A 13,015-nucleotide genomic window follows, 5' to 3' on the forward strand; every position below is an offset into this window, starting at 1 on the left:
CTCTCCTTATTTCGCATCATACCAGGTTTCACCATAAGAGACATCCGCCTTAAGAGGAACATCTAAATTAACCGTTTGCTCCATCACTTCTGGTACTAGCTTCATCATGATTTCCATCTCATTCTCAGGCACTTCAAAAATCAATTCATCATGAACTTGTAATAGCATACGGCTTTGGAAATTTTCTGCATCAAGGCGCTCGGCCATATCGACCATTGCCCTTTTTATAATATCAGCGGCTGTTCCTTGAATTGGTGTATTCATCGCCGTTCGCTCAGCGAAACTCCTTTTATTAAAATTTCGACTTGTAATGTCAGCCAAGTAGCGTCTACGTTGTAATAAGGTAGACACATACCCTTTTTCCCGAGCTTCTTCAATCGTGTTATCCATGTATTCTTTTACTTTTGGATAACTTGCTATATAACGCTCAATAAATTGCCCGGCCTCTTTTCTCGTTATCCCAAGACTTTGTGATAAACCAAAATCACTTATTCCGTACACAATTCCAAAGTTAACTGCTTTGGCACTTCTACGCATATTTGCCGTAACTTCTTCTTCATTTACATGGAACACATCCATCGCCGTTTTCGTATGGATATCCATGTCAGACAAAAAGGCTTCTATTAACTTTTCATCGCCAGAAATATGAGCTAGTACCCGTAATTCAATTTGAGAATAATCAGCTGCTAGGATTTTCCACCCTGTCTCTGACGGGATAAAAGCCTTTCGAATCTTACGACCTTCTTCCAATCGTATTGGGATATTTTGCAAGTTTGGATCAGTAGAACTTAAGCGCCCAGTCTGTGTTAAGGCTTGATTATAGCGAGTATGAATTTTATTTGTTTCGGACTTTGTTACTTTTAATAAACCTTCAATATATGTTGAATTCAATTTTCCTAACTGCCTGTAGTGCAAAATATGTTCAACAATTTCATGATCCTCAGCTAATTTTTCCAATACATCTGCAGAAGTTGAGTATCCAGTTTTTGTTTTCTTAATTGGAGGAAGACCTAACTTTTCAAACAACACTTCTCCTAATTGTTTAGGGGAATTGATATTAAATGAACCACCAGCAAGCTCATGAATCTTCTCTTCCAATTCTTTCAAGCGTCGATTTAAATCTTCCCCCATCTGCTCAAGTTGTTCCTTGTCAACTTTCACACCCGTTGTTTCCATACGTCCTAAGATAATGGAAAGTGGCATTTCAAGCTCTCTAAACAGCTTTTCCTGCTCGTTCTCTTTTAACTCTTGTTCCAAGATAGGTTGGAGTTGATGCATCGCATCGGCTTTTCGAACTAAATGTTCGGCTAGCTGTTCTTGTGCTGGAACTTTTTGCTTCGCTCCCTTACCATAAACAACTTCATCCTCTTGTACTTGTCCCTTTGCTTTGCGCTTAGCTACATCGCTTATTTCATGAGACGACAACGATGGATCTAATAAATAGGAAGCCATTTGTAAATCAAACGTTACCCCGTTTAAGAGTACCCCTTTCCAACCTAGGGCAACGACGGCTCGTTTTGCATCAAATACAGTAATTTTTGTCGTATCATCTTTTAACCAATCAACAAAAGCTTGAGAATGTAATGCTTGTTCTGTGTTGATAAAAAAGCGACCTTTTTCATTAACAAGTGCAAACCCTTCAATAGTTGCTTGATGATAGTTTTCACTTAGCACTTCAACGATAAGAGCTGCTTCTTTTGTCAAGTTCTCTTCAGTTACCTCATCTAACACTTCATATGTAATATCTTCTAATTCTTCTTCCACAACACCGTCTGTATCAAATTTCGAAACAAGCGATGTAAACTCTAGTTCTTTCATTAATTTAACTACATTTTGCTTTTCATACTCACCAAAACTAAGGTCATCTAATTGTGTTTCAAAAGGAACATCTACAAAAATGGTAGCAAGCTCTTTACTCATTAACGCTTGCTCACGATTCTCTTCTAGTTTTTCTTTCATTTTCTTCCCAGAGATTTGATCAATTGAATCAAGTACCTTTTCAACTGAACCGAATTCTTTCAAAAGCTTTAATGCCGTCTTTTCACCGACACCTGGAACACCAGGAATGTTATCAGAGCTATCTCCCATAAGACCCTTCATATCGATGATTTGTTTCGGACTAATCCCGTACTTTTCAGCGATAAGAGCTTCGTCATATGCTTCAACATTTGTAATCCCCTTTTTTGTTAATACAACTGTCACTTTATCAGAGACGAGCTGAAGCAAATCCTTATCTCCAGAATATACCTTCACTTCAAAGTCTTTGTTTGATGCTTCTTTTGCAAGCGTACCAATGATATCATCAGCTTCATAATTTTCAACTTCATAACGAGAAATGTTAAAAGCATCAAGCATTTCTCTTACGAGGTGAAACTGTTCTGATAACTCTGGCGGTGTTTTTTGACGCCCGCCTTTGTATTCATCAAATGTTTTATGACGAAACGTTGTTTTGCCAGCATCAAACGCTACTAACATATGCGTAGGCTTCTCTTCTTCAATAATCTTTAGTAACATCGTTGTAAAGCCATACACTGCATTCGTATAAACACCTTTATCATTATTCAATAATGGCAGTGCAAAAAAAGCACGATAAGCTATACTATTTCCATCTATTAATACGAGCTTTTTCAACTAAATGCCCCTCTCTTAAAAACCAGTTTTTTCATATAGTTATTGTAGCACACGAAAAAAGGGAGTACCAAAAGTCTGGTTTTGACTTTTGGTACTCCCTTGCAGCAATGTGCGCAGCCGCTGTTTTGGTTTCAGCCTTCCTGAGTGATTTTCTCAGGAAGGCGTACAGCGTGTGGAGCCATTGACCACTTCTTCGCAAAAAAGTCCGGTTTTGACTTTTCGGTACTCTCTTTGACTTTTTGGTACTCTCTTGAAGTAATTATTCTGTAAAGCCCATCAAAATACGAGCATAAGGAGAGTTAGACGGCAAAACAATGACAGTTTCTTCACCAATTGTCTGCTCATATGATTCAAGCGTACGATACAACTGATAGAACTCTGTGTCACGGCCGAATGATTCATTGTAAATACGTGCCGCTTCGGCTTCCCCTTCCCCGACAATTTCATTTGCATCGGCAGTAGCAGTTGCAAGAATTTCTGTTACTTCTCGATCTGTGTTCGATTGAATTCGGTTCGCTTCCGCATCCCCTTGTGATAAATATTCTTGCGCAGTAGCATGACGCTCAGAAATCATCCGGCTATATACAGCTTCTTCATTCTCTTCTGGAAGATCTGTTCGTTTCATCCGAACGTCTGTTAAAACAATCCCGTACTGGTTTCGCTCAAGCGCCTCATTTACACGATCACGTACAAGTTCATTGAAACTACCACGTGAGGACGTTTCTTCTTCATTAATAATCTCATCAAACTCTAATTGTCCTAACTCTGCTCGAATTGCCGAGAAGATTAACTCACCCATGATTGCTTCCGCACGTTCCTGTGTGACTGTATTTGAGATCATTAGCTGTGGATTTTCAATTCTCCATACTGCATAATGATCGGCTAGTACCCGTTTTTGATCTCTCGTATTAATTTCAGCTGGTGGGATATCATAAATTAATTGATATTTTGGCAGAGTTGAAACAGTTTGGATAAATGGAATTTTATAACTAAGCCCAGGTTCATCTTCAATCCTGACCACTTCACCAAACTGACGAACTACTTTATATTCCCCTTGTTCTACAATAAAAAGATTACTAATGATCGTTGCTAAAAGCGCAATTAAAATAATACCGATCGCTCCAAGCTTTGCGTATTTTCTCCATTCATCACTCGGACGCCGTTCATTTAAATCCACGATATTCTCATCACTCATTAGTTACTCCCCCCTTCAGCAGAACTTTGTCCCCGCTCTAGTGGTCTAATTGGTAAGTAACTTACCGTATCACTATTACTGTCCATAATATAAATCTCTGTATCTGGTAACACATTTTCAAGGGTTTCTAGAACAAGGCGTTGCCTCGTTACTTCCGGATTAACAAGATACTCGTTATAGAGAGCGTCAAATCTTGCCACGTCCCCACGTGCCCGCTCGATCCGTTCTGCTCTTGTTCCCTCTGCACGAGAGATGATCGCATCTTTTTCCCCTTCTACTTCATTGATTTGTTGGTTACGATATCTTGTTGCTTCATTGATTTTTGTCAGACGTTCCTCACGAGCATCCGTTACTTCTATAAAAGCTCGACGAACATCTTCAGTTGGAAGTTCTACATCTTGAAGTTTTACATCTTGTATACTTACACCAATTTGATAGATTTCTAATAGCTCAATTAAATTTTCAAACACCCGTGCCTCTACTTCAGGTCTTTGATCTGTCAAGACTTCATCAATTGTTGTGCTTCCAATCACTGTACGTAGGGCAGATGACGTCGCATTATATAGGACCTCCCTGGCATCAACTGAGCTATACAAGTATTGCTCAGGATCTATTATTCGCCATTGAACAGCTAAATCAGCAAAAAGAATGTTTTCATCACCCGTAATCATTTTCGCTTCTCTAGTGAATTCTACGACTTCTCCATCTTCTTCCTTATAGCCTACTTGGAGGTTATAAGTTCCTCTCGATAAAATCTCAACTCTTTGTATCGGCCATGGCATTTTAAACTTTAATCCTGGCTCGGTAATCGTTTCATCTACTTTTCCGAATGTAATTAATGCTGCTTGTTCCGATTCGTCGACTATGTACCAACCTGTAGCAAGAAAAAGGGCTAGTATTGCGACACCAACACAAGATCCAAAGCCAACCAGTAATTGCTTTACTGTCATCTTATCATTCCTTCCTTGATGTTCTTGTTTTTCTAACTCTATATACGATTCTTTAAATAAATCGGTTTCATTTATTTTTAAAGAATCTCACTCTTTTTCATTATAGTACAAATTTCAAGCTATTTGGGTCTTTTTACCGAAAACCTACTATCAATCATTGCTCAATAAAAAAAGACATGAGCACAAAGGGGGGCGCTCATGTCAATAAAAGGGTTGAACTATTAGCAAGATGTAATAGCTTGCCAAGCAGTGATGAAAACCGTTCCCTTAGATTATAGCCACATTTAGTTAAGCTTGTTTTAATAAATTGTAAATATTTCGTAAAAAAAGTGTCATCAAGAGCGATTCCCTTGATGACACTTTTTGTTTTGGTTTATTCCATAAGTTAGTTGTTACAACTACTCAGCTCGATATCGATGAAAAGTAATCGTAAAAGTTGTTCCTTTTCCAACCAAACTATTGACAACTATTTTACCTTGGTGTGCTTCTACTAAGTGTTTAACAATAGCAAGTCCCAAGCCAGTCCCCCCGGAATTCCGGCTTCTCGCTCGATCTACCCGATAAAATCGTTCAAAGATTCTAGGAAGATCTTTCTCACTTATTCCTACACCTGTATCAGTGATCTCTAATGTAATTGTTTCTTCATTTCCTTTAATAAACATTTTGATCGATCCAGAAACTGGAGTGTACATAATAGCATTGTTAATTACATTTATAGCAATTTGTTTTATACGCTCCATATCTCCTTCAAGTGTCGTATTTCCTTCAACGAACATCTGTAAATCAATTTGTTTTTCTTCTGCCTTATCTTTAAGTAATTCAATCACTTCACTTACAATTTCTTGTAAATTCGTTCTTTGCCAATTCAACTGAAAATAAGCTTGTTCAATTCTTGAAAGGTCAAGTAAATCCTGAATCAAACTTTGCAGTCGCTCACTTTCATTAGCAATAATCGTTAAAAACTTTTCTCGAAGCGGCTCTGTGTTCATCGCCCCATCAAGAAGTGTTTCGGTAAATCCTTTGATCGAAGTGACTGGAGTTTTTAGTTCATGCGACACATTAGCAACAAAGTCTGTGCGTACTTGTTCAAGTTTCTTTAACTCAGTGATGTCATGCAGCACAAGGACGATCCCCTTTAACTTATCGCTCTTGCTCATGACCGGAGCTGCATATACTTCAAAATGACGTACCTCTAAATGAACAGGGAAATGAATTTGCATTCTTTGTTTTTTTTCAGTCATAAAGATGGTTTGTACGATCTTTATGAGTTCTTTATGTTGAATCACATCATGATAAAGTTGACTTTGCCAAAGGTCCGTATTTTCTTCAAAGATTTCTTGACAAGCCCGGTTAATTAGGGAAATGTCTCCTTTTGTGTTAATTAAAATTAAGCCACTTCCCATATTGTCAATCAAGGTTTCCATGCGTTCTTTTTGAGCTTGATCTCGTTTAGTTAGTTTTTCTAAGTTAAAAGCAAGAATATTAATAGATCTTGATAACTGTCCAATTTCATCTCGTTTTCCTTCAGATGTTCTCGCTTTGTAGTTTCCTTCTGCTAACTCATTAGCAACGACCGTCGCACTTTCAATCGGTCCTATCATTTCATTTGTCACACGATAGGTGATAGTTACAATAATGATAAAAGCGACAGTAAAACTAATTCCTAAAATAAACCAAATCTTCTCTGTCATATCGGCTAACGTACTTGTAGACAGCCCTAAACGCATGTATCCTAATTTATTACCGTTCTCCTCTATAATTGGAACAGCATAATATAGAAGTTCATCTTGTACAGTTTCACTATATCGTATATACGAGACACTTTCCTCATTTTCAATCGCTTCAATTTCAGGCCTTAGCAAATGATTGTCCATTGTTTTAGGATCTGTTGCAGACTCACCAATAACGGTACCATCTAAAAGAATAATCGTTACTCTTGAGTCAAGCATTTCCGCTATTTCCAACGCCCTCTTTTGAGCATTTTCTTCCTCTAGGCCATATTCAGCAAGCATATATGCAGCTAAGCTGGCTTCTTTCTCTACTCGATCGGTCAAATTATTAATGTAGAAGTCTTCATATAGCTTTCCTATCACAAAGCCTATACCAATCAATACTAGCAAGGTAATCGATAGAACAGCTAACATGATTTTGAACCTTAATTTATACATTGACTGGGGGCTCCTCCAATTTATAGCCAAGTCCCCGAATTGTTTTAATATAAGTAGGCTTTTTTGTATTTGCTTCAATTTTTTCACGAAGGTGACTTATGTGAACATCCACTATCCTCGTGTCACCAACAAATTCATAATTCCAAACTGCGTTTAATAACTGATCTCTCGTTAATACACGCCCTTTATGATTAGCTAAATAGAGTAATAATTCAAATTCTTTAGGTGTTAATTCCAGTGCATTTTTTTTGAAAAACACTTCGTAATTATCTGGATAGATTTCCACCTCTCCAAATTTAATAACATTTTCTGTTGAAGCTTGACTTGTGTTCGTTTCTAAAAGGACAGGTTGTGCTCTTCTTAGGATAGCTCGAACTCTTGCAACCACTTCCCGCGGGCTAAATGGCTTCGTCATATAATCGTCTGCTCCAAGTTCTAATCCTAATACTTTATCGAATTCGTCATCTTTTGCTGTAAGCATTAAAATTGGAGTTGTTACCTTATTTTGTCTAAGTTGCTTACAGACATCTAAGCCATCCATTTCAGGTAACATTAAATCAAGAACGAGTAAATCAAATGATTCTGTGGTGGCCAATTCGAAAGCCTTTGCACCATCCATTGCTGTCGTGACATCAAAACCCGCTTGCTCTAAGTTAAACTCCAATAACGTAACAATGGATTCTTCATCATCGACAATTAACAAACGCTGTGACATACTAATCCTCCCAAACTCGTTTCAAAAAACGAGTAAATGTAACGGTCCACCCTGCTATATCCCTAATGGGTTCTTTCTATTTCTATTATTAGTATAGCAAAGTATCGGATAATTGCTATCAAGAAAAACAAAAAAGGTATCCCAAAGGCCCGGTTTGACCTTTAGAATACCCCGAATTATTAATTATGTTGACGGTAAAGCCGCCATAACACTGCGAACAGATTCAACTGATTTAGCTAATGCTGCTTTCTCATCGTCTGTTAAATCAAGTTCGATGATTCTTTCAATTCCATCTCCACCTAAGATCGTCGGAACACCTACATATAGATCCTCATAACCATACTCACCTTCTAAGTAAGCAATTGTAGGAATTACACGTTTCTTATCTTTAATAATCGCCTCAACCATCTGAGTTAGAGATGCAGCGGGTGCATAGTATGCACTTCCATTTCCAAGAAGACCTACGATTTCTCCGCCACCTTTACGAGTACGCTCAACAATCGCATCTATACGATCTTTTGGGATGAGCTTTTCAAGCGGGACTCCACCTGCAGCCGAATAGCGAATAAGTGGTACCATATCATCTCCGTGTCCACCAAGAACAAAACCAGTAATATCTTCAACTGAGAGGTTAAGCTCTTGAGCAACAAACGTACGGAATCTTGCTGTATCTAGTACACCAGATTGACCAATAACACGATTTTTAGGGAATCCGGATTCCTTAAATACCGTATATGTCATTGCATCTGCTGGATTTGTTAAAACGATAATATAGCAGTTCGGAGAATATTTCACTACCTCTTTTGTGACTGCTTTCATTATACCTGCATTTGTGTTAACTAAATCATCACGGCTCATGCCTGGCTTACGTGCAATCCCTGCAGTTATGACAACTACATCAGAATCTTTCGTATCTTCGTAGTTAGAAGTGCCAATGATATTGGAATCTATTCCAGCTACTGGTGTTGATTCAAGCATATCTAATGCTTTTCCTTTTGTAGGGCCTTCCATCTGAGGAATATCTAAAAGAACAACATCGCCTAACTCTTTCTGTGCAACCATTAGAGCAGTTGTAGCTCCTGTGAAACCTCCACCGATCACGGAAATCTTTCTACGTTTAATTGCCATAGTCATGCACCCCGTTTTTTAGTTTTGTATCCTACTCATTGAAACCCAAAAGGGAAAAGCGCCCTTTTATACCGAAACAGTGCGTACATCTTTGCAATGGCTTCTCTCGCCGTGCGCCTTTCGAGAAGTGCACTCGAAAGGCTTAAAACATTACGGCGGCTCCGCTCATTGCTTCGATTTAAACCCAAAAGGGAAAAGCGCCCTTTTCAGACGAAACAGTGCGATCATTTTTGCAATGGCTTCTCTCGCCGTGCGCCTTTCGAGAAGTGCACTCGAAAGGCTTAAAACATTACGGCGGCTCCGCTCATTGCTTCGATTTAAACCCAAAAGGGAAAAGCGCCCTTTTATACCGAAACAGTGCGTACATCTTTGCAATGGCTTCTCTCGCCGTGCGCCTTTCGAGAAGTGCACTCGAAAGGCTTAAAACATTACGGCGGCTCCGCTCATTGCTTCGATTTAAACCCAAAAGGGAAAAGCGCCCTTTTGGGTTTAAATCTTAAAGGTTTTTAATTAATTCCTCTGCAAATCCTGAGCAAGATACTTCAGTTGCTCCGTCCATTAGACGTGCAAAGTCATATGTTACAACTTTACTTGCAATTGTTTTATCCATTGAAGCCATGATAAGGTCTGCTGCTTCGAACCAACCTAAGTGACGAAGCAATAACTCACCTGAAAGAAGAACAGATGATGGGTTTACTTTATCAAGACCAGCATATTTAGGCGCAGTACCATGAGTAGCTTCAAAAATAGCATGTCCTGAGTCGTAGTTAATGTTTGCTCCAGGAGCAATTCCAATTCCGCCAACCTGTGCTGCAAGTGCATCAGAGATGTAGTCACCATTTAAGTTCATTGTTGCTACAACATCAAACTCTTTTGGACGTGTTAAGATTTGTTGTAAGAAGATATCAGCAATTGAATCTTTTACAATGATTTTTCCAGCAGCTTCTGCTTCTTGTTGAGCTTTGTTTGCAGCTTCCTTGCCTTCTGTTTCTACGATTTTATCGTATTGAGCCCATGTAAATACTTTGTCTCCGAATTCGCGCTCAGCCACTTCATAACCCCAGTTTTTGAATGCTCCTTCAGTAAACTTCATGATATTTCCTTTGTGTACAAGTGTAACACTCTTACGACCTTCATCAAGAGCATACTGAATCGCTGCACGAACTAGTCGGTCTGTTCCTTCTTGAGACACAGGCTTAATACCAATTCCAGACGTTTCAGGGAAACGAATCTTGCTAACGCCCATTTCATTTTGTAAGAACTCGATAAGCTTCTTCACTTCATCAGAACCTTCTTTATACTCAATTCCAGCATAAATATCTTCTGAATTTTCACGGAAGATAACCATATCTGTATCTTCAGGACGTTTTACAGGTGAAGGAACCCCCTGGAAATAACGTACCGGACGAAGACAAACATATAAATCAAGCTCTTGACGTAGTGCAACGTTTAAAGAGCGGATACCGCCACCAATTGGTGTAGTTAAAGGTCCTTTAATAGCAATCATATATTCACGTACTGCATCTAATGTTGCTTCTGGAAGCCACTCACCTGTTTGATTATATGCTTTTTCACCAGCTAAAATTTCTTTCCACTCAATTTTCTTCTCACCATTGTATGCTTTTTCAACTGCAGCATCTAATACACGGGAAGCAGCTGCCCAGATATCAGGTCCAATTCCATCTCCTTCAATGTAAGGTACGATTGGGTTGTTTGGTACGTCTAGGACTCCATTGTTTACTTTAATTACTTGACCGTTTGACATGCTTAATTACCTCCTAAATATTCAAAAAAGTTTAAATTAACACTTACTCTATTATGTTGCTATTCTTTCTACCAAATGTCAATCTATGTACAGGGAGGAATCCCCCCCAGAGTACGCTATTAACGCTGTTCAATTGGAATATAGGTTTGTTTATTCGGTCCAATATATTCAGCACGCGGACGAATTAGTCTGTTATTGCTATACTGTTCTAGAATATGCGCTAACCATCCAGATGCACGGCTTACCGCAAAGATCGGTGTAAATAAATCATGCTTAATCCCTAAGCTATGATAGACACTAGCCGAATAGAAATCCACATTAGGAAGTAGCCCTTTTTCACTCGTTACCATTTCATTAATCTTCTTAGACATTTCATACCACTTTGTCTCACCTGTTATTTCCGTTAATCGCTTAGACATCTCACGTAAATGCTTTGCACGCGGATCTCCATCTTTATAAACGCGGTGACCAAAGCCCATAATTTTTTCTTTGTTATCTAACGCCTTGCGGATATATGGTTCCACATTTTCCACACTGCCAATTTCAGATAGCATGTTCATTACGGCTTCATTAGCACCACCGTGCAGCGGACCTTTTAAAGCTCCAATTGCCGCAGTAATACCAGAGTATACATCAGAAAGAGTTGCTACACAGACACGTGCAGTAAACGTTGAAGCATTTAACTCATGGTCAGCATGTAGCACTAACGCTTTATTAAATGCATTCACTGCAATTTCGTCTGGCTCATTACCAGTTAACATGTAAAGAAAGTTCGCAGCAAAACCTAGATCCTTACGTGGGGCCACTGGCTCTAATCCCTCGCGTATCCTTGAAAACGCTGTCACTATTGTTGGGATTTGTGCTTGTATCTTGATTGCCTTACGACGGTTTGCAGCCTCATCCATTACATCTGCTTCTTCATCAAATAATGCCAGACTTGAAATCGCTGTACGAAGGGCAGCCATTGGGTGAACCTTGTTAATTGGGTATGCCTTCATTTGGTCAATTATCTGTTTTGGTATTTCAGCATGGTTGGCAAGCTCCTGAGTAAAATGACTAAGTTCATTTTCTTTTGGTAATGCCCCATTCCAAAGGAGGTATATAACCTCTTCAAAACTCGCATTATCTGCTAAATCATCAATATCATATCCTTGGTAAGTAAGGACACTTTCAATGATGGAGCTAACACTTGATTGCGTTGCTACAATACCTTCTAGACCACGAGTTGTACTCACGTTAACCTCTCCTTTTCTCTAATATCATAAACTTCCTCTAACTAGTAAGTGCTTACACTCCCTATGGAGAGAGAAAGCTACGCTATGTAAGAAGGATGCTCACAAGTTCCATTATAACGATTTATTACGCTTTTGTGAACGTTTTCGTGGAAAGTAATTAATAAATTCTAAAACCTTAACCTGTACCATTATTCTGATTCTTTAAAAGGAGCTTTCACTCATCCTCCGAGATGAGTGAAAAAATGAACTATTTTCATTGCAAGATAAGCTATTCCTGCCCCAATTAGTGGTCCAACTGCAACCCCATTAAATAAGGCAACAGCTAAAATCGTACCAAAGACTAACGCAGTCGTTATATGCGGATCATTTTTTAGTAAATCAATACCGCTCGCAGCAATAATAGCAACTAAAATTCCTGCACCTAGTGCAATCCATGCATATGACGACTTAACAGCTTCTCCTAATTGCTTAAAACCTATTTCACCTGTGACAATTGGCGTTAAAACCGCAATTGTAATAATTGTGACTCCAATATTTATTCCCTTTTGCTGAAAAAGAGGGAATAGTTTATCACCCAGTCCTATCCATTTGATAACTAGTAAAAATAGAACAGCTACAATTAGAGATTGGTTTTTTGCGGCAACAGCCACAAGTAACAAAATCAACATAAATACGGATGCTTGTGAGAACAAGTAACGCCCCTTCTTCCTCACTTACAGATACTGCAAGTGCACTTCATAGCAATTTAATTTTAACATAATATTGCTAATTCAGCTACTATTCTAACTTCCTATCAAAAATAACTATCTATCCATTACCTTCTTGTCATTATAACGAAATTTCCATTTTTTATCATTTGGTTAAACATTTTTAATAAGAAGCCTTTAGCAATCATTCGAGTTGCTGGGATCAATAAAAAGAAACCAATAGCATCGGTAATAAACCCTGGAGTTAATAAAACAACCCCACCTACTAAAATACAAATTCCATCTAAAATGACACCGCTTGGCAATTGGCCTTGCTGTGTTTGAAGCTGTGCAAGTCTCAATGCTTGTAACCCTTCTTTTTTTGCAAGCCAAGCACCTAGTACGCCTGTAGCAATGATCAACAAGATCGTAGGCCAAACCCCAAGGATATTCCCAGATAAAATTAAAACGGCAATTTCAAGGGCAGGTACAATAATAATTAACAACAATAATAATCGAAACATTCTCTGCTCCTTCCTAAT

The 13,015-nt window shown here is 38.6% G+C and carries 10 protein-coding genes; all 10 read right to left on the reverse strand.

The features are described 5' to 3' along the window. Window positions 1-6 precede the first annotated feature (6 nt). The 10 genes from polA to MF646_RS11650 all read right to left on the reverse strand — a co-directional run bounded on the left by polA (window position 7) and on the right by MF646_RS11650 (window position 12,997). Window positions 7-2,631: a DNA polymerase I gene (gene polA / locus MF646_RS11605; protein WP_250096666.1), complete on the reverse strand. Its 2,625-nt coding sequence runs from the start codon at window positions 2,629-2,631 to the stop codon at window positions 7-9. A 259-nt stretch (window positions 2,632-2,890) separates the two neighbouring features. Next, on the reverse strand, window positions 2,891-3,826 hold the full coding sequence (gene hflC / locus MF646_RS11610; RefSeq protein WP_250096667.1) for a protease modulator HflC: 936 nt from the start codon (window positions 3,824-3,826) through the stop codon (window positions 2,891-2,893). After that, on the reverse strand, window positions 3,826-4,776 hold the full coding sequence (gene hflK / locus MF646_RS11615) for an FtsH protease activity modulator HflK (RefSeq protein WP_250096668.1): 951 nt from the start codon (window positions 4,774-4,776) through the stop codon (window positions 3,826-3,828). The genes hflC and hflK overlap by 1 nt, the downstream gene beginning before the upstream one ends. 398 nt (window positions 4,777-5,174) lie before the next feature. After that, complete coding sequence (pnpS, locus tag MF646_RS11620) at window positions 5,175-6,944, reverse strand: two-component system histidine kinase PnpS (RefSeq protein WP_250096669.1); 1,770 nt, start codon at window positions 6,942-6,944, stop codon at window positions 5,175-5,177. Continuing rightward, window positions 6,937-7,659 (reverse strand): response regulator transcription factor, encoded by a 723-nt coding sequence (locus MF646_RS11625; RefSeq protein ID WP_250096670.1) that lies wholly within the window; start codon window positions 7,657-7,659, stop codon window positions 6,937-6,939. The genes pnpS and MF646_RS11625 overlap by 8 nt, the downstream gene beginning before the upstream one ends. A gap of 183 nt (window positions 7,660-7,842) precedes the next feature. Beyond that, the gene (gene mdh, locus MF646_RS11630; RefSeq protein ID WP_250096671.1) at window positions 7,843-8,787 is read right to left on the reverse strand and encodes a malate dehydrogenase; all 945 of its coding nucleotides are present in this window, start codon (window positions 8,785-8,787) and stop codon (window positions 7,843-7,845) included. A 496-nt stretch (window positions 8,788-9,283) separates the two neighbouring features. Next, on the reverse strand, window positions 9,284-10,552 hold the full coding sequence (gene icd, locus MF646_RS11635) for an NADP-dependent isocitrate dehydrogenase (RefSeq protein WP_250096672.1): 1,269 nt from the start codon (window positions 10,550-10,552) through the stop codon (window positions 9,284-9,286). Window positions 10,553-10,671: 119 nt separating this feature from the next. After that, complete coding sequence (gene citZ / locus MF646_RS11640; protein WP_250096673.1) at window positions 10,672-11,787, reverse strand: citrate synthase; 1,116 nt, start codon at window positions 11,785-11,787, stop codon at window positions 10,672-10,674. 218 nt (window positions 11,788-12,005) lie between these two features. Further along, window positions 12,006-12,479 (reverse strand): DUF441 domain-containing protein, encoded by a 474-nt coding sequence (locus tag MF646_RS11645; RefSeq protein ID WP_250096674.1) that lies wholly within the window; start codon window positions 12,477-12,479, stop codon window positions 12,006-12,008. A 122-nt stretch (window positions 12,480-12,601) separates the two neighbouring features. Then, the gene (locus MF646_RS11650) at window positions 12,602-12,997 is read right to left on the reverse strand and encodes an FxsA family protein (RefSeq protein WP_250096675.1); all 396 of its coding nucleotides are present in this window, start codon (window positions 12,995-12,997) and stop codon (window positions 12,602-12,604) included. Window positions 12,998-13,015: the final 18 nt, after the last annotated feature.

Origin of the sequence: Halalkalibacter alkaliphilus, assembly GCF_023555415.1 — a bacterium.
In the GTDB taxonomy this organism is placed as follows: Bacteria; Bacillota; Bacilli; order Bacillales; family Bacillaceae_D; genus Halalkalibacter; species Halalkalibacter alkaliphilus.

Excerpts from the sequence above, each read along its gene's own strand:
- hflC (WP_250096667.1), bottom strand. The coding sequence starts at position 3,826 with ATGAGTGATGAGAATATCGTGGATTTAAATGAACGGCGTCCGAGTGAT.
- hflK (WP_250096668.1), bottom strand. The coding sequence starts at position 4,776 with ATGACAGTAAAGCAATTACTGGTTGGCTTTGGATCTTGTGTTGGTGTC.
- pnpS (WP_250096669.1), bottom strand. The coding sequence starts at position 6,944 with ATGTATAAATTAAGGTTCAAAATCATGTTAGCTGTTCTATCGATTACC.
- MF646_RS11625 (WP_250096670.1), bottom strand. The coding sequence starts at position 7,659 with ATGTCACAGCGTTTGTTAATTGTCGATGATGAAGAATCCATTGTTACG.
- mdh (WP_250096671.1), bottom strand. The coding sequence starts at position 8,787 with ATGGCAATTAAACGTAGAAAGATTTCCGTGATCGGTGGAGGTTTCACA.
- icd (WP_250096672.1), bottom strand. The coding sequence starts at position 10,552 with ATGTCAAACGGTCAAGTAATTAAAGTAAACAATGGAGTCCTAGACGTA.
- MF646_RS11650 (WP_250096675.1), bottom strand. The coding sequence starts at position 12,997 with ATGTTTCGATTATTATTGTTGTTAATTATTATTGTACCTGCCCTTGAA.